General features: G+C 56.0%; 20 protein-coding genes. 5 read left to right on the plus strand and 15 right to left on the minus strand.

Features of this window, described 5'->3' with window-relative positions:
* Nucleotides 1–321: 321 nt before the first annotated feature.
* The 4 genes from NB063_RS28085 to NB063_RS28100 all read right to left on the minus strand — a co-directional run bounded on the left by NB063_RS28085 (nt 322) and on the right by NB063_RS28100 (nt 4,568).
* On the minus strand, nt 322–1,401 hold the full coding sequence (locus tag NB063_RS28085; RefSeq protein WP_250932388.1) for a sugar kinase: 1,080 nt from the start codon (nt 1,399–1,401) through the stop codon (nt 322–324).
* Nucleotides 1,402–1,540: 139 nt separating this feature from the next.
* Nucleotides 1,541–2,356, minus strand: a complete 816-nt coding sequence (locus NB063_RS28090; protein ID WP_250932389.1) for an SDR family oxidoreductase — start codon at nt 2,354–2,356, stop codon at nt 1,541–1,543.
* A gap of 284 nt (nt 2,357–2,640) precedes the next feature.
* Complete coding sequence (locus NB063_RS28095) at nt 2,641–3,366, minus strand: class I SAM-dependent methyltransferase (RefSeq protein ID WP_250932390.1); 726 nt, start codon at nt 3,364–3,366, stop codon at nt 2,641–2,643.
* A complete protein-coding gene (locus tag NB063_RS28100; RefSeq protein WP_250932391.1) occupies nt 3,363–4,568 on the minus strand; it encodes a DUF3419 family protein in 1,206 nt (401 codons plus the stop codon). The genes NB063_RS28095 and NB063_RS28100 overlap by 4 nt, the downstream gene beginning before the upstream one ends.
* Nucleotides 4,569–5,139: 571 nt before the next feature.
* Here NB063_RS28100 and NB063_RS28105 point away from each other — a divergent pair.
* Together NB063_RS28105 and NB063_RS28110 are read left to right on the plus strand one after the other, a co-directional pair.
* Entirely contained in the window at nt 5,140–7,608 is a 2,469-nt protein-coding gene (locus NB063_RS28105) for a hypothetical protein (protein WP_250932392.1), read from the plus strand.
* A 99-nt stretch (nt 7,609–7,707) separates the two neighbouring features.
* Complete coding sequence (locus NB063_RS28110; RefSeq protein WP_250932393.1) at nt 7,708–8,838, plus strand: alginate lyase family protein; 1,131 nt, start codon at nt 7,708–7,710, stop codon at nt 8,836–8,838.
* Between the two features lie 26 nt (nt 8,839–8,864).
* Here the strand turns inward: NB063_RS28110 and NB063_RS28115 are convergent, their stop codons facing one another.
* From NB063_RS28115 to NB063_RS28145, 7 genes are all read right to left on the minus strand, one after another.
* On the minus strand, nt 8,865–9,164 hold the full coding sequence (locus NB063_RS28115; protein WP_250932394.1) for a hypothetical protein: 300 nt from the start codon (nt 9,162–9,164) through the stop codon (nt 8,865–8,867).
* 164 nt (nt 9,165–9,328) lie between these two features.
* Complete coding sequence (locus NB063_RS28120) at nt 9,329–10,123, minus strand: FRG domain-containing protein (protein ID WP_250932395.1); 795 nt, start codon at nt 10,121–10,123, stop codon at nt 9,329–9,331.
* A gap of 452 nt (nt 10,124–10,575) precedes the next feature.
* Complete coding sequence (locus NB063_RS28125; RefSeq protein WP_250932396.1) at nt 10,576–11,787, minus strand: DUF1559 domain-containing protein; 1,212 nt, start codon at nt 11,785–11,787, stop codon at nt 10,576–10,578.
* A 130-nt stretch (nt 11,788–11,917) separates the two neighbouring features.
* Nucleotides 11,918–12,142, minus strand: a complete 225-nt coding sequence (locus NB063_RS28130; RefSeq protein ID WP_250932397.1) for a hypothetical protein — start codon at nt 12,140–12,142, stop codon at nt 11,918–11,920.
* A gap of 704 nt (nt 12,143–12,846) precedes the next feature.
* Nucleotides 12,847–14,961 carry a serine/threonine-protein kinase gene (locus NB063_RS28135; RefSeq protein WP_250932398.1) on the minus strand — a complete coding sequence of 705 codons (2,115 nt, stop codon included), beginning with the start codon at nt 14,959–14,961 and terminating at the stop codon, nt 12,847–12,849.
* On the minus strand, nt 14,958–15,575 hold the full coding sequence (locus NB063_RS28140; protein ID WP_250932399.1) for an RNA polymerase sigma factor: 618 nt from the start codon (nt 15,573–15,575) through the stop codon (nt 14,958–14,960). Before NB063_RS28140 ends, NB063_RS28135 begins: the two co-directional genes overlap by 4 nt.
* 569 nt (nt 15,576–16,144) lie before the next feature.
* Nucleotides 16,145–17,128 (minus strand): ecdysteroid 22-kinase family protein, encoded by a 984-nt coding sequence (locus tag NB063_RS28145; RefSeq protein ID WP_250932400.1) that lies wholly within the window; start codon nt 17,126–17,128, stop codon nt 16,145–16,147.
* 226 nt (nt 17,129–17,354) lie between these two features.
* Here NB063_RS28145 and NB063_RS28150 point away from each other — a divergent pair, with 226 nt between their 5' ends.
* Together NB063_RS28150 and NB063_RS28155 are read left to right on the plus strand one after the other, a co-directional pair.
* Nucleotides 17,355–18,545, plus strand: coding sequence for an aminotransferase class V-fold PLP-dependent enzyme (locus NB063_RS28150; RefSeq protein WP_250932401.1), 1,191 nt, complete (start codon nt 17,355–17,357; stop codon nt 18,543–18,545).
* 378 nt (nt 18,546–18,923) lie between these two features.
* The gene (locus NB063_RS28155) at nt 18,924–20,183 is read left to right on the plus strand and encodes an alpha/beta hydrolase family protein (RefSeq protein ID WP_250932402.1); all 1,260 of its coding nucleotides are present in this window, start codon (nt 18,924–18,926) and stop codon (nt 20,181–20,183) included.
* A gap of 52 nt (nt 20,184–20,235) precedes the next feature.
* Here NB063_RS28155 and NB063_RS28160 read toward each other — a convergent pair whose 3' ends face one another.
* Nucleotides 20,236–20,427, minus strand: a complete 192-nt coding sequence (locus tag NB063_RS28160; protein WP_250932403.1) for a hypothetical protein — start codon at nt 20,425–20,427, stop codon at nt 20,236–20,238.
* 130 nt (nt 20,428–20,557) lie between these two features.
* Here NB063_RS28160 and NB063_RS28165 point away from each other — a divergent pair, with 130 nt between their 5' ends.
* Nucleotides 20,558–22,513, plus strand: coding sequence for a hypothetical protein (locus tag NB063_RS28165; protein WP_250932404.1), 1,956 nt, complete (start codon nt 20,558–20,560; stop codon nt 22,511–22,513).
* Nucleotides 22,514–22,771: 258 nt separating this feature from the next.
* Here NB063_RS28165 and NB063_RS28170 read toward each other — a convergent pair whose 3' ends face one another.
* From NB063_RS28170 to NB063_RS28180, 3 genes are all read right to left on the minus strand, one after another.
* Nucleotides 22,772–23,512 (minus strand): dienelactone hydrolase family protein, encoded by a 741-nt coding sequence (locus NB063_RS28170; protein ID WP_250932405.1) that lies wholly within the window; start codon nt 23,510–23,512, stop codon nt 22,772–22,774.
* A 58-nt stretch (nt 23,513–23,570) separates the two neighbouring features.
* On the minus strand, nt 23,571–24,119 hold the full coding sequence (locus NB063_RS28175; protein WP_250932406.1) for a cysteine hydrolase family protein: 549 nt from the start codon (nt 24,117–24,119) through the stop codon (nt 23,571–23,573).
* Between the two features lie 95 nt (nt 24,120–24,214).
* Complete coding sequence (locus tag NB063_RS28180) at nt 24,215–25,663, minus strand: DUF1501 domain-containing protein (RefSeq protein ID WP_250932407.1); 1,449 nt, start codon at nt 25,661–25,663, stop codon at nt 24,215–24,217.
* Nucleotides 25,664–25,674 lie beyond the last annotated feature (11 nt).

Raw genomic sequence — 25,674 nt, forward strand, 5'->3', positions numbered from 1 at the left:
CGGACGGTGCGGTGGCCGAATGCTTACTTTACGGCAGCGGGTCTCTGGAGTCTGCGGGAGGCCCACAATCGTTTCGGACAATCCCTATTGGGGAACTGCTAACCGGAGAGCCGTATGCGGGAAAACCGCACGTACGGTTCGGAGGGAGGGGAGTCCGGCTCAACCGGACTTCCCTACCCCTATGTTTCGAAATTCCGCAGTAATTAAATCGACGCCCCACGGCGCTCGGCTCACTGCCGGGGTTGTTGTCGATCAAAACAACGAGAGCCGGTGATGCGGAAGCTCCGCATGTACCGGCTCGCGAGGATTCGGCGGTAATGTTTAGCGTTGCACGCGGGCGGACCCGCCCTTGGCGAAGGCTTCGACCTCTGGAAGTGTCGCCCGGCTGACGTCTCCGGTGAACGTGGTGAGCAACGCGCCGTGAGCCCAACCGATGCGAAGTGCGTCTTCAGGAGCACGTCCATCGAGCAGGCTGTAGATCAAACCGGATGCGAATCCGTCACCACCGCCGATGCGGTCGATCACATCGAGTTCCGCGGTCGGTGCCGCGTACTCTTTGCCTTCGTGCCACAACACGGCGCTCCATGAGTGGCGGTTGGTCGAGTGGACTTCGCGTAGAGTCGTCGCGACCGCTTTGACGTTCGGGAACTTCTCGACGGCGTCGCCGATCATTATGAAGAAGTTTTTCGGGTCCAATCCGCCAGAAGATTTCTCTTCGACGTCGGGCCCTTTGATGCCGCATCCCTTTTGCAGGTCTTCTTCGTTGCCGATCAAAACGTCGACGTTCTTAACGATCTTGGCCATCATTTCTTGGCCTTTGGCGAGACCACCGATGGTGTCCCAAAGTTTGGCTCGGTAGTTCAAGTCGAAGGAGCGGATCGCGCCGTGGCGTCCAGCAGCTTCCATCATCTCGATCACGACTTGCGACGTCGTTTCCGACAGGGCCGCAAAGATACCGCCGCTGTGTACCCAGCGAACGCCACCTGCGAAGATCTTGTCCCAATCGAAGTCGCCCGGTTTGAGCATCGCTCCGGCTTCGTTGGCTCGGTTGTAAAAGACGACAGGAGGACGGACGCCTTGGCCGCGGTCGCTGTACACGGTCGCCATGTTGGGTCCGCGAACACCGTCGTGTTTGAAGTTCTTGTAGAACGGTCGGACACCCATCGCCCGCACTTGTCGCTGGATCAGTTCGCCGATGCCGTTGTCGACCATGGCAGTCGCCACGCCGGTCGAGAGACCGAAGCAGGACGCCAGGTTGGCGGCACAGTTGTATTCGCCACCGGACACATGAACTTCAAAATTGGTTGCGGTGCGAAACGGAATCACGCCCGGATCGAGTCGGTGCACCAACGCACCCAAAGCCAGGAAATCGAGATCGGCACCGGCGGCTGGAATTTTCATGCTGAAGACTTCAGTGTTGAGGATGGAGAAGTGTTTTGGGAGACGGTTTGCGACACATCACTCGGGTGAGCGAATCGGTTCGGAAGTGACGATTCGTCGTAACTCTTGGTGAGTTTGGCAAACTGAATTGTGCGAACGATTAGATCGTTACCGATGCGAATCCGCCGTCGACGGCGATGTTTTGGCCGGTGACGAACGACGATGCCTTCCGGCTGGCTAACCAAATGACTGCGCCGGCGAGTTCTTCTGGCGTGCCAAAGCGGGCCATCGGGGTGTGCCCGATGATCTGTCCGCCACGTTCGGTGTAGGTGCCGTCTTCGTTGAAGAGCAGTTTGCGGTTCTGTTCGGCGGGGAAGAAACCGGGGCTGATCGCGTTCACGCGGACTCCCGTGGTTGCCCATTCACGGGCGAGCCAGAGGGTGAGGTTGATCACGGCAGCTTTGGCGGCTGAGTAAGCGACGACTCGCGAGAGCGGGATGATCCCGGACATCGACGCGATATTGATGATGCTACCCGCACCGGCTTCGATCATCGCCGGGGCGAAGACTTGGCTCGGCAACAATGCACCGCCGACGAGGTTGAGGTCGAAGACCGTTTGCCAAGCGTCGGCGGGCAGTTTGCAAACATCGCCGCCTGGCGGGATGGTGGCATCGGGGTGGTTGCCCCCGGCGGCATTGACGAGCACGGTAGGCGTTCCCGCCCAAGCCGTGACGGCGTCGCGAGCCGATTCGAGTGATTCTTTGCTGAGCCCGTCGGCGGCAAAGAATTTCGCCTCACCGCCGGCGCTGATGATTTTTTCCGCCCGGGCGTTCCCGCGTTCGGCGTTCCGGCCGAGCACCGCGATTTTGGCCCCCGCACTCCCGAGAGCCTCGGCCATGTGGCCGCCGAGTTCGCCCGTGCCACCGATCACAACGGCGACATCATTACTGAGATCAAAAAGATTGTTCGTATTCATAGCCGAACAATCTAGCTACACGCGAAGTCCGAAACCAGACGACGGGGCGTGCATTTTTTTGATTCACGGCATTCGCTCGACGCTCGGCCGAGATCGCAGAGACAGCCGCGTGTTCCATAGAGTTTGATCTTGTGCTGAGGCGTCAGGATTCGCCTCCCGGAGTGCCGTGTTCTGCCGATGTGAGCGTTCCGGATCACGATCGACTCTATGACTTTTTGCCACATCCTCGGCGGCCCGTGTTGGTTCGGCGAGACGTCCCGGGGGGCGACGTCCAATTCGCTGCTTCAATCGAGTTGTCCAATGAATACGTAGTACGGGGCCCGCAGCATTGGCAGGTAGGGAACCTTGCCGGTATGTTCGCTAAGGTGCAACGTCTTGAACTTTCGCTGCAACATCGCGAGGTGATCGCCGGAGAGGAACACGTTGTCCGCGGCAAACCAGTGTTGCCAGAACGCCCTGCGAAGCCAGCCGTGCTGACGCAGTGGGGGATCGGCGTGTTTGCGAGAAACGTAAAAATCGGTGACGCCGATGCGGCCACCCGGGCGGAGCAGTTGGATCGCTGCATCGACCGCGGCAAACCAATCCGGAATCATCGTGAGCGAATACGAGAACGTCACGAGGTCCGCGGGGCGGTCGATCGCTCGAAAGGTGGTCGCGTCGGCGAGGTGCGTTCTGACGACCGGCCCGGCAAGGTCTCGCCGCTTTGCGATACCCATTAGCGAAGGCGATAGATCCACCAAATGCACCTCCGACAAACACCCTGCTCGATCGCCCGCCAGCGTCACGTTCTCGCCCGTGCCGCACCCCAAGTCCACCCACACACCTCCGTCGGTGAAGTCGAGCTGTTCGATCAGCGGCTGTCGGCCATGCAGCAACCGGGATCGAAAGCCGTCGTAGTCACCGGCCTGTTTGCCGTAAAAACTCTCTAGCCGATCTTGGTGCGTCGAGCCCGTCGTGCGGTGCAGCAGCAGTTGTCGAAGGACGCGTAAATCACTCGCCCAAGTACTCATGCTGCCATGCCTTTGAGATCCGCAACGTAGAAACTGCCGTAGGTATTGACCCGGTCACAGACATGGAGTTTTTTCGCCAAGTCGGTGTGGTATGACAGCAAATCACCTAAACGGCAACGTCGCCCGTCGTACCAGACTCGCAACGGGTCGATGAAGTCGACTTTCAATGCTGCGCTGCGCCACAGGATTCGGGAGTGGGTGGCGGCCCGGTCGAGGATCGCCTGCCATTCGCTGGCCAAGTGTTCCGGATAGCGATCGTACAACCAATCCATATGGTCCAGCAGGACGAACCGCGAGATCGAACCGTTGTGGTTGGTCAAAAAGGTTTCCATCGTTGACGTGTGCACCGAAATGCGATCGGCGAGGCCCGATTTGAATCGATCGAAATTGACCGCTCGGAGGTATTCGGGACAACACTGATCCGAATATTCGCCCGTCAGATAGACTCGCCAGAAGTAGTTTTTTTTCAGTGGTGTGTTTTGGAAGACCGATGCGATCCGATCTTGAATGAAGTCGGCGATGCCGCCGGGATAACCCTGGTCGATTTGATTTCGTTGGCTACGCGGCACGCCGAGCATTGCCATCGTGGTGTCGCGTCGCAGCGCCCAACGCAGCGGCCGAGTCCACAGCAGACGATCGACATTTCGGCGTGAGTAGATTTCACGTTGATGTTCGACGCTCGGTGCGTCGAGTAATTCGTCAATGGCCGCGCGAAGCTCGGGTGATCGTTTGACATAACCGTTGATCAACCAAGCGAACAAACCGGCGGTTCCGCGAAAGTAAAAACTGCGTCTTCGATGGCTGCCGTCAAAGAAGTTGCCACGCAAATCCCAAATCTGTTTTGCCTGATCGCTGAGGTGTTGTCGAACGGCGTCCTTGTAGAGTGAGTGCCATTGCGGATGGCGGCCTTGGCCGAAGAGGCGAAAGAAATCGTCGTGTGCGAGTGACTTGATCGTGGCCAGTTTCAACTCGAGCAAGGCATTTTGCAGCGGATTGACGTCGATCGCATGGACCTCACGTGGGCTTTCCAACGCATAGTCCAACGCGTTGCATCCGGCCGATGTGATCAGCGCGACGTTGTCATTGGGGCCTAGCTCGAGAGCTTGGCGATCAATCTCCGGATCCTCCCAGCACGTGTTGTAAACCAGATTCTGACGGTGGACCGCGGTAAAGCAACGGTTAGCAAGCCACTGAAATGCCATCGAGTCATTCGCTTATGTTGGGGGAAGACACCGGTCCGGAATCGGTCGGCGCCGCGACTGGAATCGCCCGTGAGCGACGGCGGATTTTTAGCAAACCGATGTTTAGATTGAGTGATCATGCCTCATGACTTGCGTTAAACATTCTCGACGAGTCGCCGGCGAGATTGCTGTATGTTGTGCCGGGGCCGTGAACATTTGACCCGTGGAGAGAGTGGATTCACGTCGGACGACACCGCTTTGGGTTGCCCATGACTTGAGACGACGTTGTCGCAATTGGTTATTTTTGATCCGCAAAACGGGCTGGAAACGCGGTTGGGACCTGTTTAGGGTGTGAAATCGCTCGAATGGGTCGCTCCAAAAAACGCCCGTCGAACTCCTGCCCTGCCCCGCCCCGCCCTGCCCCGCCCTACCCCATGCTGGCCTCCCCTGCCGGCACTCCCACCTTTATTCCTGCTGCAAGCCCATGAATCTTCGATGCTTCGTCGCTGGTCCGCGTCAGTCGCGGTTTGATTCACGTTCTTTGCCGGGCTCGAGTCGTGAAAAGTTGCGTGGACCCTTGCTGTCGCGACCCATGCGTAATCGCGTTTCTTTTGCGTGGTCGTGGATGCAGCGTTTGGTGTGCGGTCCCGAAGGCACGCCGGCGTCGCCCCTGCTCTGTTCTCGCGTTAGCCGTGACGATGGTGGGCTGAGCTCGTGCCGATGGAGCTCGATGGTATGGGGCTGGGCATTGGTGTTGCTCGTCAGCGCGAGCGTCGTGGCTGATGAATACACATTCAGTTGTTGGCAGAATGGCTGGCGAAAGAATGCCAATGACCACAGCGCGGACATCTTTGGAATCGAAACCAATCGTTACGGTTTCACACTCGATGTCGCCGATTTTCGAAACGTGAGGGTGGGCCGGATTGCCAGCACGCAGTCCTACGCTCAGGCGGCACGCCATAAGGCGGAGAAGTTCAAGCAGCTGCCACCCGCGACACTGTTGATTGAGATCGACATTGATGGCACGAAATATCGAGCAAGCACGTGTGCGGCAGGACTAGAAGAAGGTGTCAAGCGTTTGTCTTCGGTACGCATGTGGGAGTCAGGACGCTACGTTCAGCACTACGATTTTCTGGGACTCGCTTTCCGCGATGCCGCTGGCAAGGGACTCGACTGCGACGCTCGTCTTGATTTGGTCGCGTGGCCCGGTTCGATCACGTTTAACCTGATCGTTTCCGGCGAACTCAAATGCTCGACGAGTGTATTGAGTTTGGGACTGACGAGTGAAGCGGGCAGTTGGCGTGAATCGATCACCGTTGACGGTCCGTGGGACGGTGAACGCGAATACGACGTGACAGTGACCTGTCCGATCACGCCTGTTGCCGACGCATCAGTACCGAACGTTTCGGTTGCGACTGCAAGTGGGACCGCGATACCCGTGCGATTTGATGACCAGAAAAGTTGTTTTGTGGCCTCGGTGAACCAGTTGCGGCGACGCTGGAAAACGGGCAACACCGACATCCGGAACTATGACGAGTTTGACGTGACGGTTTCTGGTGGTGGCCCTCATGCGGTCGTTCCATTGCTGGTTGATATGCGTCCTCCTGCCAATGTGATCGGTGTGTGCCCGATCTTGTGTGATGAGGAAGGGAGACCTACGGGGATCCCTGTTCAGCTAAGTAAGAACTGGCACTACACGCCGATGGGGTCGTACGTGATGACGTACATGATGTTGCCGGCGGAAAAGTCGACGACGTATCGATTGCGGTTTTCCTACGGTTTCTACGGGACTCTGCCCTCGGCCAGTCACGCCCAGTTGTGCTTAATCGGATACGGGGGGAACGGTCGTTGGGACCAATTGGCGATCGGATGTTGGGGCGAAACGATTTGCTTTGATGTGGACATGAGTTTGGTGGATGTCGCGATTACCGATATCCGCACGCTAATGACGCGTAACGGACGTCAGGGGAAAAAGTGGGGATGGACGAATGCCGGTTGGGGCGGCGATTGGCTAAACATCCGGGATGCGAAGCAGAAGAAATACCTACCAAATGGTGTCAAGACCGCGTACGTCTCGCATGGCCCCTGTTTGACTGATGTGCGGCACGAAGGCTACTACGGCGAGAATCAGGAAGTCGCGTTTGCGGCACGCGTGCAAACATTGCGTACCGACGACTATTGCCGAACGTTTCAGAAGCTTCGGTACACGTTCGAGCGAGACGTTGAGGCGGACGACATCTGGTTGTTCAAACTCGGGAGAACGTTCAGCTACCGAACACCGCGACTCGACTATGGACATGCGGGCGGTCTGATTGAATCTCTTAAAACGCCTGCCGATCTCACCAAGGGGCAGCGATGGGTGGATGAGGTCGAACTGTCGGGCGATGCACCTTACTGGATCGCTTTCACGGGAGCGGAAGAGACGCCCGCGAAGAATAACATGCCTAACGGTTACCGGGCTTTGATCGTCCGGCGATTCGAAGCAGTGATCGGTGGTGAAACCTACGCGCAGCCCACCATCGGAAGTCCTGTCCATGCCGACAACCCGGTTAATTTGGATCTCGAATTGCTGCCTCCCGACGGCATCCGCCAATTCACAAAAGGCGATCAAATCGAGATGGATTTAGAGTTGATCACGTTGCCACGGCAGGCAGATGACTACTACGGCCCGAATCAGAGTTTTCGTAATCATCTTGCCGAAAACCCGAACTCGTGGAAGACGACCTATCGCGAAGCACGCGGCAATAAGCTCGACGTGCACGTCGTGGGCGGACGCAAGATTTCGAGTTATCCGATTGTTGTCCAGGTCTCAGAGCCTGAGGTGACCGTGACGATTCAAGGCGGCGTGGGTGCCGTTCCGATCCAATTTCAAGGCTTAGACGACATTCGCAATTGCCGACTCTTTCAAGTTGTTGATGGTGAGCGAATCGCGTTGGATCAGTCCGTCCATGGCAATGATTTTTGGCAAACCGATTTTGATTCAGTGTCGAAGACCTATCAGATGACATTCAATCTTCCGCTAAGCGAAATGAGAGAGTCACGCTGGGTGTTGACCCATTAAAGCGTTGTTCTGTGAATCCGCCCTTTCTGCGATCTCACTTTCCATCGATTGATGATGGAATACCGTCCACTCCAACCCGTCCTTTTTGAAGAGCCTGCTATGAACCTCACTCGATATTGGGTCGTCTGCATGATGGTGTTGTTCTCAACGCATCTGTTGGTCGCCGATGAGGTTGACGAAGCGTCCAAGCCGTTTATCCATCCAGGGTTGTTGCACACGACCGAGGAACTCGCGTTCGTCAAAGAACGAATTAGCAACGCGGAAGAGCCTTGGAAGTCGGCATGGGATCGATTACGGGCATCGAGTCCGGCATCGCTCGAACACGTCCCCGTGCCATACGCAAAGGTGGTGCGGGGGCCGTACAACAACCCGAACATAGGAAGTTCGGAAATGGCGAGTGACGCGTCAGCGGCATACACGCATGCACTGCAGTGGTGTCTTACCGGAGAGAAAGCTCACTCTGAAAAGGCGATTGAAATTCTCAACGCGTGGTCATCCACCCTGGAGGTCGTGTCTGGTCACGACACAAAACTGCTGATCGGAATGATGGGCGTTAAGTTTTGTAACGCTGCCGAATTGATCCGCCATACCGATGCCGGTTGGCTGCCCGCCGATCAAGACAAGTTTGAGCGGATGTTGCGGGAGATCTTTTATCCCGCGATTCAAGATTTCTATCCCACGGCGAACGGGAATTGGGACGCTTCGATGATTCAGACGATGATCGCTATGGGAGTGTTCCTGGATGATCGCGAGATGTTCGACCGTGCGGTGGATTACTATTTACACGGGGAAGGAAATGGCGCCGTTCGAAATTACTTCAACGAATTTGGCGAGTGCCAGGAAAGTGGTCGCGACCAGGCACATACCCAAATGGGGATTGGATTCCTCGGCTGCGCCTGCGAGATGGCGTGGAAGCAGGGAGTCGATTTGTATGGCGCGTACGACAACCGACTTGCATTGGGGTTTGAATACACCGCACGGTACAACCTCGGTGAAGACGTGCCGTACGAACCGTATCACAGCGTTGATGGCCGGTACCACTATCGACGCATCTCATCGGATTCACGCGGTCGTTTCTCGCCGATCTACGATCGTGTTGTCTATCATTACCGCGACCGCGTTGGGCTCGATATGCCGTATAGCGAGCGGGCTGCCCTGAAAACTCGAACAAAAGATCGATCCGGCGCACACGTGGGGTGGGGGAATTTGATGTTTGTCGGTTTGCCGTAAGCTCTCGCCTCTTCGTCTTGGCAGCGTTAGGCTTCCTTTGCGATTTCAAAACCCGCCTGTTTCGCATGCTCGACGATGGGGTCGGCGAATCGATTGATGTCGCTCACCACGACGCGTGTGTTTGGGGGCAAATCAGAGGCTCGATAGACGCGACCCGTCGCATCTTCGACCAATACCGGACGTTGGTCACTGACTTCTTGATGTTCGTCGCTGAGGACGCCGGTTCTGGCAATGTCCGTGTCGGTGCCTGACGCGTTGTCGTTGGTTCGCAGGCCGGCATCATGTGAAAACGCGGTGTGTCGCCAGTGAACATTGAGTGTGGACATCGATCATTGCCTCTGATATTCGAGAAATCACCGTTCGGCACGCTGATCGTGATCCGCACGCATGAAACGTTGTGAGGATGACGATCGGCGAAACACGGTTTGCTGGGAATTGTTCGTTTGTATGACAGACGAACGGTTGCAAATCGCAGGCCAATTCAGGGTGTCTACACGGGAGGCGATTTGGGGCTGTAGTGTCGACGTAGCCATCGACTCAGGCCTTCCAGCCCAGGAAACAACACACGTTCGGTGATGTTGCATTGATCCAGCTTGTCGCGGATCTCCCACTTCAAGGCAGCGGGGATCACAATTTTGGAGCAGAGTTGGGGATGTTCGGCGATCCAAGTATCCAGACCTAGGGTGGCGTTTGACATGACCGAAAAGAGTGCATACTGATTGACGATTCGGTCGTCCATTGACGGCGGTTCCAAGAACAACAGAAAAGGTTCCTCGGACATCCGATCCAGTTCCTCTAACGACGAAACAATTTGGTTGAGCATGTCGGTCGTGAACGTGTTGGCGCCTTCTTTCTGTAACGCTTGGTGAATCGATGCTGGTAGGAGTTTGTGGGGTCGTTCGTAATCGATCCGCCAAATGGCTCCATCGAGATCTCCTTTTTCTGTGCTCGCGGTCGCGAAATGAGCTGCGATCAGTGGTGAGTGGGTCCAGTCCAACAGACGCGTGGGCAAGCCGTGGTGTTGGGCCAGTGCTAGCCAATGCCAATACGAGTCACGGGCCATCACGTTCCGGTGCGCGTACTTTTTAAAGTTGCGGAGCAAGTGCTGTTCGAGTCGGTCGAACGCTCCTCCCATTCGGATCAACGTGGTGTCGAGGGGATAGGATGCGTCGGACAATCCTCGAAAGGCACACGAGGATCGAAAGCGTCCCAATTGATCATTCCAGGCGCCATCGAGTAGCAAATCTTGAAGATGTGTCCAGTTTTCAGCCGTTTCGATACGCACACGTCCACTCCCGCTGCCAATCCCAAGTCCGAAGTCTCGTCCGATCTTATCCGATGGATATCCTCACGGCAGGGCACGCCCCAAAATTAGATCGTGGCATCACGTCGGGGTGAGTGGCAAACTTGATGCTCACCTGAAAACATCTGATGTGTAGTCGGCTCAATGCGGGTGCGTTCCGCATGGACGCGATGTTTGGTTGCTCGATCTACAGGTTTTCCGACAAGACCGTGTGAGGGTGCAAATCGGCGGATAAAGGTGGTTGTGCTGTCGATTTAATTGAAGGGCTGGACGATGTTCAAACACAATGAGCAAGCGATTACGTCCGCCATGAACGCAAACAGACCAGCCTTTGTGGGGCTGGTCTGACGAGCTTAAGTCTTTCGTTTCGCCGAGTCGTCGAGAGACTCGGTGACGAGTTCACCAGGGCGTCATTGCCGAGGTGTTTTTTCGGATTAGAAGTCTTCCGAGATGATTTCTCGAGAGGCTCGGGTCCCGAGTGAACCCCAGAGGCCGTATGGGCTCTTCTCACCTTTCTGCACTGGGGCGGCGGTTGCGTCGCCCGCCTCAATCGAGTCGGTGATGAACTTCACGGCCCCGTCGCCCATCAGGACGTGGGCACCGCCTTGGTGGCGGCTTGAGACGGAGGAGATTCCCTGCCCGTTGTCTCCACCTGTGGTGCACGTTGCTGAGTTAGGAGGCAAGACGGTATGGACCGCTGAGAACACCCAGCGCCCGTCCGCCCATCGCGATCCTCGGCTCTGGTTTCCCGCGAGCACATTTTGCGTGCTGGGGTAAAACTGGGGCCGAGTCGGATCAGCCAAATCTTGACACTTCGAGGGAGTAAACAAGCTGCTGTAGTGCGCGCCTTGGGCTACCTCAGCAATCAGTTCTTGCTGTCCGACACTCGTTGCAATTTCGCCGGCAGCGATGGTGTTGGAAAGACCGTCCAGCACGTCGCGGAACTTCGTCACGTGTCGACTCCAGAACATGCCTCGGTTGCTTCCGCGTACCCATGCGGCGACGTTTGGCAGGTCACTATTCGTTCGGGCAGCGAGGTCTTGGACGGCGTTCCAACCCGGCCATGCTGCGGTGCCGTTCCAGTCATAGTAATCGGTACGGTTTTTTCCGCCGGAGTGTGTCATGCGAGGGTTGTCACCGAGGGAGCACGCATAGTTGGTGCGTCCGAGGGAAGGCAGGCCGCGTCCCGGATCGCTTGGGCACCTGAAGGCGGGAATGTCCAACGCCCAAGGTTGAAAGCCGCCATACCAAGGTGCTGGGCCCATCGGTTGATATTGATCGCCTTCTGAGTCGACGCCGTTGGTGACTTGTTCCCAGATCGCTTGTTGTTCAATGAACGGGGTGACAGGAACGAGCCAGCTGAGCAGCAACGCATTATTCATGGCGTTGTTAGCGCTACCACGGGCATCTGTTCCCGACATGTTCGGCGGAATCTGTTTGTAGGCGGAATGGTAGTTGTGAATTGCCAGCCCGATTTGTTTGAAGTTGTTGCTGCAACTCATCCGCCGGGCTGCTTCCCGAGCCGCTTGGACGGCAGGCAACAGTAGGCCGACTAGAACACCGATGATGGCGATCACGACGAGCAGCTCGACGAGCGTGAAGCCTTTTGTGCTCGGGCGGTGTTTTGGATGCGGTAGTGTTTTCATGGTTTTTTACTCTCTTGAAATGCAAAGATGATTCGTTGTCAGCATCAATGTTGACGTGCTGAGATTGCTTTATCGCCCCATTTAAGATGGGCACAACGAGTGGTTGTCAAATGACCCCGATGAACGCCTGTTAGGATCGGTTCATCGCTTCCTCTTCGGGGGTTGGCCCTGGCATATCTGTATCTTCCACGGAACTTTCAAACTCGGCTGAAATTGCTTCGGCTTGAGCGTCCAGGTCTTCTCGGGATTGGCCTTCCAGCACGTCGACCGGTTGATTGGAGCCCCCGCAGCCGATGGTGCACGCCAATGGTGCGGAAACGAATAGGGCCAAGATGAGGTGTGCGATCGTTTTCATGTGGGGGGGTCCTGCAGTGTTTTGATGCGCGTCGGAGGGGGGAGGGATTCTCGCTCTTTACCGGTGGGCGTAGTGTTCTGCGACGCGTCAATCAGTGTTGTTAAAGGTGTCCTCTATTACGTTAAACAAGCGGAATTCACGATCCTTAACACGGTGTCAGGGAATATTTGGAATTAATCCCACTTCAGCCGTTGTGAGTGGCGTTCTGATTCCCAAAGCGTCTATTGGAGACCTTGAAAAGGGAGTGGGCTCTTTTGTCGCGGTTGTGTTGTGCGCAGATGTAAGTTTGGGATGACTTGATGTGCAAAGGGGCCAGCGATGCTATTGCTTGCTCCCCTCTGTGGTGCGGGCTTTTTGCATCGAATTGATACTGGTGAACAAGTGCTTCGTCGCCGCTAGGAAATGTATCGGAACGGCGCGAGCCGTTTGGTTTTGCAGCAAGTCTTGATACCGGCAACGCCCAAGTGCTTTCGCTGGAGAACGCCACTTCTCATGTGGCTCACGTGGCTCGGACTCTCCGAGACCGAAAATTGCGGGCGTCACCCGCTTTCACAACCGCGGAGCGACTCAGCGACGTGAGAGGCGAAAACGCCTAAGAAGCGTTTGCGAAACGGTGTGCGTTGTTCGGTTCCACTTCGTGTTTGCAAGCGGACGAAGCACTGTCGCAGACAGAAGTATGGGTGACCCCTTCGAGAGGCATTCAGCTATTGCTGTTCAACAACTTCGATGTCAGTCGTGTCTCGAAGAAGTGCCAGTTGGGCATCGGGAAACTGACCGGCGCTGACAATCACGCTGCGCAGGCTACGGCTTGGAACCAGCGGTGACAAATCAGTGACTTTGGTGTCGCGAATGTCGAGATGGATGAGATCGAGATCACTGAGTTCCGTTAGATCGCTGATCTTGGTCCCTCGCACGTCGAGCATCTTCGGGTTGAGTGTGTAAAGAAGATTCACGCGGACACCAGGCGGCCACGGCGATGAGAGGGTGCGGACGAGTGATCGAACATTCCCGCGAAGGCGCAGTGCGTGCGTGACCGCGTCGTAATTCAATTCCAGGTCATCTGGCTCGTGATTATTGATCAGGACCCATGAACGAACAATTTTGACACGGTCTTCGATTGGACGTGGGTATTGCAGGTCATAGATCAGCATCTTTTCAGCCAAAGGGGCTCGAAACCGGCTGGAATGGCAAAGGTCGCTGATCAACTGTACAAAATCCGGCGTGGCAAGAAAATTATTCGTGTGCACCTTCTCGTTGTATTCTCGAGCAAAGTCAGCCAGATCGGGCTCGACTCCCTTTTCTTCATCGAGCAGTTGAGTTGCTGATGGGAAATCTTGTTTCAGAAAGTACAGCCAAAACTTCTTGTGCCATACACGAGACTCCGGTGGGGGCTCGTTCGATAGCACCGCGTCGATGTGCTGCATCGACAGTTCGACTGTCGTTGCAAAGGTGTCCTGTGGGATCAATGGGATGCTGGTTAGATCGTCTGACAAGGCCACCGCCGATTGGACTTGCGCTTTGAGTCGTTCTTCGGACTTGTTTTTCTCGACGACGTACATTGCGAGTGAGTCTTCCGCCCTTCTCTGTGCGAGTTCAGCGTTTTTCTGTGCGACGGTTGCCAGCGCGCGTTCGGTGTCGGCGCGGATCCATGCCCTTTCCGCATCGGCACGAGCGGCGACAGCGGTTTGATGTTTCTGCCGTAGTTGCGTGATAAAGAAGGCCGCACATAGCAGGAGGATTGTGACCGCTCCTAGTGCCACGGCACAAACATCGCGGTGACGACGCCAGAACAAACCGATTTCACGCAAGACACTGCTTTGTTCCACCGACGCGCTGTATCCGGCCAGAAAGCGAGAAATGTCTTCTTGCAAACAATTGACGTCTGCGTAGCGATCGGCGGGGGTGTTTGCGGTCGCTTTGTCGATCATGGCTAACAATGCCGAATCGATCGGTGGACGTGATTTGCGGAACGTCGAAATTGAATCGAGTGTCACGACCTCGCAAAGAACGCAGCCGAGTGCGTAGATGTCCATTTGCGGTGTCTTGCGAGCGCGACGATCCTTTTGTTCGGGCGACATGTATGTGGGTGTCCCCTTCACCGCATCGAGCAGCGGACCGTACAAATCAGGGTCGAGAAACACTTCCGAATCGTGCTGCGAGTCGTCGCTCGGCATGACAACGCCCAAGCCCCAATCGCAAACTTGGGTCTCGCCAAATTCGCCGATCTGAATGTTTTCAGGCTTAATGTCGAGATGCAACACGCGTTGTGAATGGGCGTACGCGATCGCTTCGCAGACCCGCATGAAGAGCATCAATCGCTTTCGCAGCGTGAATCGATCGCGTTCCCTGCCGTGTCTAAGTTCGTCCAGTACGGCCCGCAGCGAACGTCCCTGTTTGAACTCCATCGTAAAGAACGGACGCCCTTCGGAGTCAACGTCCATATCGAAGAGGTTGATGATGCAGGGGTGTTTCAAGCGGCCGGTGAGGTGTGCTTCCCGCAAGAACGCGTCGTATTGATCGTGGGAGAATTTCGGTAGAGGTTTGGCCAACGCGACATGGCGTACCGTTTTGGCGTCGTAGACACGGAAGACCTCTTTCATTCCTCCCCGGCCGATTAATTCGGGGTTTTGATATCGGTCCTCGATTTTAAGGATAGCCGTGTACAGCGGGCAGATGTCACCAAGCGCGGAATGTTCGTCGATTTCGTCTGCGGAGATCTCGTTGGATGCCTCGTACAGGAGTTTTGCGAGGGGATCGATTCGGCTGAACGCCTCCTCTGAGGTTTCATCCCAGGAATCATGAGAGAGATCAGATTTCATTCTGGTGAGTCCGGGAATTCGAGTTGTTCTCGCAACAGTTTAACTTCATGAGCGAGTCGTTTCTTGACACGATTCTTCAGCACATAAACGCTTTGAACGCTCACGCCTAAGTCCTCGCTGATCTTTGCCGATGACTCGCCTTCGGTACTCCGCAGAAATACTTCGATCGCATTCCCCGAGAAGACCTGTTTCATTCGGTTCATGGCAAGCCGGACGACGTGCGTTTGCCATTCCGCTTCAATCCGCTGTTCCAATTCGGGATCTTCGTAAGGCAGGTTTTCCAGTTCGTCGACATCGGTGCCACCCACCCGCTCGGCACGCTTGCGTTTCCAGTAGTCATTATGAGCGACATTGAGAATCAAACGTGTCAGCCAGGTTCGAAAACGAGCACGCGTTTCGACGCGACGATAATTCTCCAATTCCTGCCAAACACGCGAAAGGACTTGTTGGGATACGTCATCCACATCCGACGGGGAGGTGCCCATCCCGATCAAGAACCGGCGAATGAACGGTTCGTAATATCGCAGCAATTCATTCCAGTCGGGATGGTCCTTCCCGGACTGTGCCCGTTCCAGCAAGGTAATCCGAGTCGGCAGGTTTCTAGACGAATTCATTGGGCCGACAGGGACGGGCTCACGGTTTTTCGAATCATGCTTGGTCGCCGAAAACACCACCACGTTGGGAGCAACGGACACGAATTTCGCCTCGCCAAGCGGGGGCAGCGGCTGGGTTCACGCAACCGGGTAACTCATTATAGCTCACGCGACGCATCGGCTCGGCATCGAGGTGGTCGGTCGATCTGGAGGCGAAACGCCTGTCCTCACTATCTGAAATTTAATAATTCTAGTGAAGCTGGGTGTTCGTCCCAGCACCGTACGGCGTTGGCTGGCGACATGCGACGACACCCTACAATTGTCATCAATCAGAGATCCCTCGCCATCCCGCTGGCGCGGCAAGACAGGGTGCACATTCTAGACTCTGTAATTCTTTCACTCAACGTTGATCCGAGTCACCCCGCGCAGTCTGCTGCGTTGTGGCTCGTGACCATTCGGTAGTGTTACCCGTTGCGAGTTTCGGTGAGCACAATCCTAGCCCGACGGGGGCGTGTGTCCCGCCGCGAGTGAATAGGGCGAATCGCCTGCGGCGTGTGTTGCGGGAAGACAGATTCCGCCCCCACGGTTAGCTAAGCGTGATCGCACAATTCGATAGCGATGTCGACCATCTTGCGGGAGTAGCGATGTAGTTTGGCGTGACCGGGGCACCAGCCTTCGAGGAACCGCACGAAATCGGCCCAGGCGATTGGGTAGATTGCACGCCACTGACATTCGAGCGATGCCACGTCGAGTCCGCTGCCGCCGAGTGCTTGGCTGAGCGTGTCGAAGTAAATTTTTAGGTCAGCCTCTTGCGAACGTTCGCATTCGGTTTCGTCCAAACAACTGCCTAGAAAATACGCTACATCTTTCATTCCGCATCCACGCCCGACGTACTGGAAATCAACGACGGCAGGAGGACTGTCAAAGTCATTGGCGAAGCAGAAGTTTGCGACTTTGGCATCGCCATGAACGAGGGTTTGGAATTCAACCGATTGCAATCGCTGATCGATCGCAACCGCGGCGTCTTTGAGTGGACCATTTGGCATCGATTGCCATTCATCTGGTCGCGTTTCGAGATGCCAGTATGTTCCGTTAGGCCACAACCCGTCGCCATCCTCGCCCATGAATTTGGCGTGAAAGTGAGCGAGCCAGCGGAGCCCCGCTGCGACACCGTCTCTGCCGAGGCGTTGGCGTCGGATAGGAAAGCCCGCGGCGTCGAGATCCTCCAGCACCAAGATCTGACCACCCTCGATGTCACCCTGCGCAAGGCATGTGGCGACGCGGCAGCGTGGGTCACACCGATCGCTCCAGGATCGGTACCAACATGATTCCACTTCGTACGAGCGGAGTTTGCGCTCGTGCGACCGAGTCGTGTTCCAACCTCGCGGATGGTCTTTTTCTGTTGGTGGGGTGACCTGTTTGACAATCACCGAGTTCGCGGGGCCGCCTTCGAGGCCGACGCGCAGGATCGCACCGTAACCGCTCCACAGCGTTTGCAGGTTGCGGACGTTCGTAATTCGTCGGGCCGGTAGTTCGGCCAGCAACCATTGGCGTACGTCGGGTAACAGGTCCATTTGCGGGCTTTGTTGTGCGAGGCATTGTTGTGCGGGCGGCGGGGGTGGTCACGTGTTGGTGGCGAAAAAGGGCTCTCTGAGACGCCCCACTTCCCATCGAGGCCCTCGCGGCTCACTTTATGTTTTCGGTCAGGGTGTCATCCACCCGATCGAACCGACATCGTCACTATTTGCCGGTGTTCCGGAAGGACGCTCGCTATTATCCACAAACTCAAGAGAACGCAAGTTGGCAAGTCCTCTCGCTGATCACTGGACTCTCCGATCCGACATCGATTATCTGAATCATGGATCTTTTGGTGCGACGCCTCGATGTGTTTTGGCGGCCCAGCAAGCATGGATGGCACGCTTGGAGCAAGAGCCGATTGAATTTTTGGCGCCTGAGCGGACGCTGCTGCCCAAGTTGGATCAAGTACGCAAACTCGTGGCGGAGCACATGAACGCGAGCCCTCGTGACGTCGTGTTTGTTCGCAATGCGACCGATGGAGTCAACGCGGTCGTTCGATCGATCGCGTTGCGAGCTGGTGACGAAGTTCTCATCACCAGCCATGGTTACAACGCATGCAATAATGCCGTTCGTTACGCGGCCGAGCGAGCCGGCGCGACCGTCGTTACCGCAGACATCCCATTCCCCATCAGTGGTCCCGATGACGTGGTCGACGCCATCACCGCTTGCCTGACGCCGAGGACACGGTGGATGTTGGTCGACCACGTGACGAGCCCGACGGGGATCGTTATGCCGGTAGACGAAATCGTTGACTTGGCACACGCACGCGGAATTCGAGTCATGATCGATGGGGCGCATGGACCAGGGATGTTGCAGGTGGATCTGCAGCGAACCAACCCGGACTACTACACTGCGAATCATCACAAATGGTGGTGTGGCCCCAAAGTTTCCGGCTTCCTCTTCGCACGAGAGGAGTGGCAGGATGAGATTGTGCCCGCGGTAATCAGTCGTGGTGCCAATCTCGACGGATTTGGCGATACCAAGTTTCAAGCCAACTTCAATTGGCCCGGGACGTTCGATCCCTCACCGCTGTTGGCACTCCCCACGGCGATTGAGTTCTTAAGTGGTCTGCATCCGCAACCTGCAGGATGTGGGTTGGAAGCTCTGATGCGAGCCAATCATGATTTGGTCGTCTCGGCGCGCCGTTTGATTCTCGACCGACTCGGGATCGAGGAGCCGGTGCCCGAGTCCATGCTCGGGAGTCTCGCCACGATCCCGATTCCGGCATGGCGTGATTGCACGTCGGATCAGATCAAAGAGATTGGCAAAAGACTCCGGGATGAACATCGCTTTGAGTTTCCGGTCATCCGGTTCGCCGATAGCATCGGTTGCCTGCGAATCTCCGCTCAGGCTTACAACTCGATCGAGCAATACCAACGACTCGCAGACGTGCTTGTAAGGCTGACTGCGTGAGGACGCATTCATGTCCGGATTAGCGTTCTCTTGTACTCGCGTTTGGAATGCGGAGCTGAACGTTTGTGGATAGGTGGCAGTGTTGTTACGCCATTGTCTTGTCCTTTGCCGCCCTGCCCTGTTTTGCGCTGTCCTGCTGGGACGTCGAGTAAATTGCTGCGGCATTTCAAACGTAGCGGAACGGCGCGAGCCGTCCGGTGAAGCGTTACCGGACGGCTTGCGCCATTCCGCTAAAACAATCGACGTCCCCTCTATCCTGCCCTGTTTTGTGATCAATCTAAAAAGGGGATATGGCGACTCGGTTGTAAGAAGCGGCACTGTGAATCTGTTAGAGTGTGACGCATTACAAACTCAACCCGCCTTTAACCTTTGAGTCACATGCATCTTAACTCGCGAGTGATTGTCTTTTTGTCGTTGTGTGTTTCCATCAATCCAGTTTCTGCACAACAAGCTGGTTCGTCTTGGGAGGCAGACCCTGCCCAGGTTGCGAAAGACTCTGCGCGGAATCCTCAATTCAATTATGAGGAATCGAAAGTTCCCACGTTTACACTTCCCGATCCGTTGAAGATGGCGGACGGACGTTCAGTGTCCTCGAAGCAGGATTGGATTAACGGGCGACGTGATGAATTGGTGGAGGTGTTTCGACGCGAGGTGTATGGTCGCCGACCGACTACTGAGTATCACGTTGATTTCCAAGTGTTGGCCGAAACGGATGACGTCTTTGAGGGAAAAGCCACTGGGAGAGACATGCAAGCGATCGTTACCATCGGCGAACGCGAATTCAAGTTTCCCTTTACGGTATTCATTCCGAATGCGGTGACAGAGCCCGGGCCGGTAATTGTGTTCATCAATAATCGCAGGCCAGACACGGTCCAGTCTGTCATCGAAGAAGAAGCCTCAACCGGGGCGAAACGCACGATCATCGACCGCGGATATGCGATCGCGACGTTCCACACATCCGATGTCGATCCAGACCGCAAGGATGGATATGCCGACGGGATTCGGGCATTTTTTGCAAACGGACAGCCGCTGCAAAATGATGACTGGGGAGGCCTGTCGGCGTGGGGCTGGGCGGCGAGTCGGGTGCTTGATTACATGGTCGCACAGCCGGAGATCGATTCTTCACGCACCGCAGTCGGAGGACATTCCCGCAGTGGCAAGACGGCATTGTGGGCGGCGGCTGAAGACCCGCGGTTCTCGATCGCCTACAGCAACGATTCGGGATGTGGTGGGGCGGCGATCTCACGTCGTCGTTTTGGCGAAACGGTGGGCCGGATCACATCCGTGTTCCCACATTGGTTCTGTGAAAACTTCACCGCCTATTCGGAGCGTGAAGACCAGTTGCCCGTGGACCAACACGAACTGTTGGCGTTGATCGCGCCGCGAGCGGTGTACGTCGCGAGCGCCGATCTCGATTTATGGGCCGATCCCAAAGGCGAGTACGCATCCGTCGTCGCAGCGGCACCGGTCTATCAATTGTTGGGTGAGGAGGTGATTACCGATCCGGAAATGCCACCACTGAACACGCCCCGACACATCGGCAAAACCGGATATCATATTCGCAGTGGTGCTCACATGATTTCAGAAACCGATTGGAAGATGTTTTTGGACTTCGCTGCGGGACAATGGAGCCGATAAACAAACTCAGTTCGTCCGCGATCGGTTTTTTGCGGGCAATTCCTGTCTAAGCTTAGTCCCGGATGCCGAGCAGTTCTTTGGTTTGGTTCTGCAGTTCTCGGAGGCGATTCTCAACCTCATGGCAACGGGCGTCTCCCTCAGCGTCGCCTTTAGCCTTACCCTTGCTGTACCCGATCGTCCAGCCGACGACCACGCCAACGATGAGGCAGAGCGACGCAAACAGTAACAGGTCGATCGCTGGCATCTGAGAACATTTTAAAAAGGGGGGGCGTGGCCGAATAGCGAAATGGGTTTGCGGTATCATACCGGGGCCTACGGTCGCCCTCAACGTACAGGGTTTGGCAGCCGATGACACGCTTTTGTCCGGAAACGAGATGTTGTTTTTGTATCCCGAGATCCGTGGACAGATCGAGGTGATGGCGATTGTCGTGGTGCTCGGTTGCCTATTGTCAATCTGGATTGTGTTTGGTCGCGGATGGTGGTTTGCTCGCGTCTGTATCACATTCGCTGCCGTCCTGGCATTGTTGCCGATCCGAGCCTATCAACCGATTGTGTGGTTCGTGTTCATGATCCTGATGTCGGTGGCATCGCTCATGCCGCTGCGATGGTGGTCCGAGCGAGTTTCCGCTCCATCGATTGCTCCGCTCCAACCTGCCGGCCGTTGGATGGTGGTGCTGAGCGCCGTCATTGGTTGCGTAGTCGCGTGCTACAGCCTCGATCGGGTCGGTGCTCGGGCGCCGGGGTTGGGCTGGCGCGAGATGGCATGGGTGTTCGGGTTTGTGTTCTTCGCCGTCGTGTTGGGACTCATTTCGTTGTTTCAGCGATTGAAATCTCGCGGTCCATTAACGCCGAGGCGTGAGGGGCAATCACGCCAGCAAACCGGCTTCAAGTTTTCGTTGTCGGATGCACTTTTGGTCACCGGATTACTCGCTTTCGCAGCTGCGATCACGATGTACGCGTTGCGGCTCAAACCGATCGAGGATGTTGGCCACTTTCTGGGTTCGGCAGGCTTGGTTGTCACAACCACTTGGTTGGTAGCCGCAGTTGCGGTCGTTCGTCACCTGCCGACTCAGTTGTTCGCATTCGTGGTGCTCATCGCGGTGGTGTTGCTGGGTGAACAGCAACTCGGCCCGACGTTGCGATGGTGCAGCGAAACGTCTGCCTACGGAACACTCCGTGCAAATCAAGCTCAGTTCGCGATGGCGGTGACTGCTCGTGGGTTTACACTCGTGTTGCTGGCGTCCACTTGCATCGCGGTCGCGTCGGGTTGGTATTGTTGGCAACTTGAAGCGGTTGGGTCACGTCGAGCCGTGACCACGTTAGCCCGTATCGCCGTGATCACCCTGACTGTGGTAGCACTCGCTAGCATCCTGCCGATTTACGCGAAAATGATTCCGTCTCTGCCACCGCGAACCTTCGCCTCCGTGCCTTCCGAGCAAGCTGTGTACGCGGCGTTGCGGTCGGAAGTTTTACGATTGCAACCGTTGGTTAACGCGGCAAAGGATCCGCTTCCTGAATCAACCATGCAAAAGTTCGATTCGCTTTTGAATGAGCGATTTGCGGTTCGCGGTGATCATCAGTTCAATGCGAATTTCAGTGCACAGTTCACTGCTTTTCGAGCCGTCGCACGAAGCATGCAGCAACGTTCGCAAGATGCCGCGATGCAGCAGCGTTATGGTGATGCGCTCGAGCATGCTCTGCAAAGCGTGAGGATGGGCGCCGGACTCGCACGAGGCGGCACGCTTTCACATTCTTTGATGGGAATCGCAATCGAGATTTCCAGCGGCTATCGAATTCTGGCGACCATTCGCGACGACATACCCATCGAACGAATTCCTGGTCTGATTGCCGAACTGGACACGATTGAACAAAACCGTGAAACGCTGGCGTCGTACAAAGCAGCTGCTGATTTGGATTGTGAACGCGATTTTGGATGGCGTTACCGTCTCAGTTTGGTGGCGTTTAGTTTGTCATCGGCCAAACCCGAGCACTGCCACACCGTCGTGACGCCGACACTCCAAGCGACCGAGGAATCGATCATCCGGCGTGACATTATGAATCGACTATTAAAGACGCAGCTTGCGATTCGCTGGTTTGAGTCGCAACGAGGCCATCGTCCCGACAGCCTCGAGGAATTGGTGCCAGAGTTCCTGTCGTCCGTTCCCATGGATCCCTTTATCGATCGACCGTTGGTCTACCACAATGTTGGCGAAGGCTTCGAACTCTACGGCGTCGGTTGGGACCGCGTCGATGACGGTGGCCGATTTGGTAATGAGGCAAATATGTATGGGGGTGGGTTTGACTATGACATTGATAACATGTCACGTTAAGCAAAACCCCGGGCCGGTTAAGGTTGTTAGCGGAACGGCGCAAGCCGTCCGGTCCCGAGTCACCGGACGGCTTGCGCCGTTCCGCTAGGAAAGGCACTTAAACAATCAACGTCCCATCGCAACTAAGAACGGAAGCAATGCTGGCGTGCCCTTGTCGTTCCACGACGTTGCGATGATTTAGCAGGCCAGGTTAACGCCCTCATGGCACGTAGGTTTCTGCCCAATGATTCCTACCGACCTGCTTAAAAAAACACTCGCTTATTTCAAACAGGTCGTGAACTGTTGGCATGCCATCGTGTTGAGCAGTTGGGCCAGTGCGGGGTCGTAGCGATGTCCTTCGTCGCGCATGAATGCGTGCTCGCCATTAAATTCATGCCATGTAAACCGCGTATCGGCAGCTGTCATGGCGTCGTAAATGATTCGTCGGCCTTCGTTGGGGATGTGTGGATCCTGACGCCCCCAAATCATCATCATCTCGCCCTGTATTTCTGGGATGCGGGCGAGCGTGTCGTCGGCCATGCCTTTGCCGAGGCTGCCTTTGTGGATGTCAGTGGCGTAGAAGCAAACGCCCGTTTCGACTTCGGGATTCATCGCAGCCCGAAATGCGAGGTGCCCTCCCAAACAAATTCCCACCGAACCGACACGTCCGGTGCATCCGGGATCGTTGCCAAAAAAGTCGATGACTGCCCGAGCATCCGCATCGTAGCTGGCGAGTTCCTTCGTCGTCTTCAATGCGTTGCCACGGTCGGTGCCCGGCTTGTCATACGCAAACGCTTCCCCGGGCTGAGTGAACTCGTGATAGACATCAGGGACCGCGACGAGAAATCCATGACCGGCGATCATTGCTGCGGTGCGCGCGATCGGGCCCGTCATTTGGTAGATCTCGGCAAACAGCACCACGCCTGGATATTTTCCGGGCCGGTCAGGCCGGAACAAATGCGTGTGCATCGGGCCATACGGCGTTTCAAGATTGACGGCGGAGACAGGTTGGATACGCATGCGAATTCATGGTTCGAGAAAGCGGTGTGCAGAAAAAGTCAGTCGGTGCGAATCGTCGTTAACTAAGACGGGTTAACCATTTGTCGGTGTCGATTACCTCGCTGATGAACATTTGCTGGGCGACGAGAATGGAGTTCTGCAGTTCTTCCGCCTTTGCCGAACCGGCTTCGTTTTCGACGTTCAATGTTCCGGTGGCATCACTCAGGAATTCAACTTGGTAACCCCGATGGAATGCTTGCCGGGCGGTCGTGTCGCAGCACATTTGGGTCATGTAGCCCGAGATGCTGACCGTGTCCGCGTCGACCGATTTGAGCCACTTATCGAGATCGGTGCCGGTGAACGATCCAGGCAGTTGCTTGTCGATCAAGACGTCTCGCGGGCGGTCCTCGACTTCCTTGTGCAGTTGCCACATGTCCGAATTAAGACGAAACATGGGTGATTCCGGATCGGGCTGGTGATGACGAATGACCGCGGTGGGCACGTTGGCTTTGGCAGCCTCGTCCATCACCTTGAGAATGCGATCGAGGTGTCCGACCGGGTAAGTAATCGGCAAGGCACCGTCAAAATATTCCCGTTGCACGTCAATGACCAATAAAGCCCGGCTCATGTTGTTTCCCTGTTGAGTTGCGAAATTTGGTTTGCGTTGACCAATCACATCGGGAGTATAGCGGGGTGGAAGCCGAGACGGTTAGTGTGCGAATATCAAGCGATCAGTCCTTCGTGAATTTCGCCATGTACATCGGTCAGACGGAAGTCACGGCCGGCGTGGCGGTAGGTGAGTCTCTTGTGGTCGAATCCGAGCAGTTTCAAAATCGTTGCGTGCAAATCATGCACGTGCATTCGATTTTCAACCGCTTTAAAACCAAATTCATCCGTCGCACCATAAGCTTGTCCGCCTTTGACGCCGCCGCCAGCCATCCAAACGGTGAACCCGTAATGGTTGTGGTCGCGGCCGTTGATCTTGCCTGCGTTGGAGCCTTTAGTGGGCATCTCAACAACGGGCGTGCGGCCGAATTCGCCTCCCCAAATCACCAGCGTGTCTTCGAGCAGCCCTGACTTTTTTAAATCGTTCAGCAAGGCGTCAATCGCTTGGTCGCATTGTCCGGCCAGTCTGCGGTGGTTGACCTCCAGGTCATCGTGATTGTCCCACGGTTGGCCCTTGTCATGCCAGACTTGAACGTAGCGAACACCGCGTTCGACGAGCCGTCGGGCGATCAAAATTTGCCGTGCTTGGACGCCCTCGCCATAAGCTTCAAGCACGTGCTTGGGCTCGCGACTGACGTCGAAGGCATCGGTTGCTTCCATTTGCATTCGGTACGCAAGCTCATAGGACTGGATTCGAGCGTTCAGAGCCGGATCGGGACCGCGTTGGTCGAGATGCATCGCGTTGAGTTTTTTTAACGCCTCGAGTTGTTGCTTTTGCTGTTCGTAACTCGTGTGCGGGTTGACGATGTTTTCGATCAGCTTTTTGACGTCTTGATGGCGAGTGTCGACGTGGGTTCCCTGGAACACGCCAGGCAGGAACGCGGTTTGCCAATTTTGTGTTCCAACGGTTGGGTAGCCGTTGGGGCACAACGCAACGAACCCCGGCAGGTTTTGGTTTTCGGTGCCCATGCCGTAGGTGACCCAGGACCCCATGCTGGGACGTACAAGCCGCGATTCACCGCAGTTCATCAGACGCAGTGACGGTTCATGATTGGGCGCGTCGGCGTACATCGAGCGGATGACGGCGATGTCGTCGATGTGTTCGGCGGTTTTCTGGAACAGTTCGCTGACCTCGAGTCCACACTCCCCGTATTTTTTAAATTTGAACGGGGATGCCATGGCGGCACCCGTCTTGCGTTCGGTTCGCAGGTCGAGGGGCAATTTCTTGCCGTCGTATTTCTGCAGTGCGGTTTTGGGGTCGAAGGTATCGACGTGCGATGGACCGCCATTCATGAACAGGTGAATGACGCGTTTGGCGGTGCCCGGGAAATGAGTCGGCCGCGGCATCATCGGATTGGCACCCGCCTGAGCGGTTTGCAACAGACCATCGTCGCCTAGCAAGCCGACCAATCCCAACACGCCCAGCCCGGTTCCGCATTGCCGCAACAGGCTGCGCCGCGAGAGCGAGCATTCTTCGACAGGTAGTAGGAGGTTCTTGTCGTTCATTGCAAACTCAT

Origin of the sequence: Aporhodopirellula aestuarii, assembly GCF_023701485.1 — a bacterium.
In the GTDB taxonomy this organism is placed as follows: Bacteria; Planctomycetota; Planctomycetia; order Pirellulales; family Pirellulaceae; genus Rhodopirellula; species Rhodopirellula aestuarii.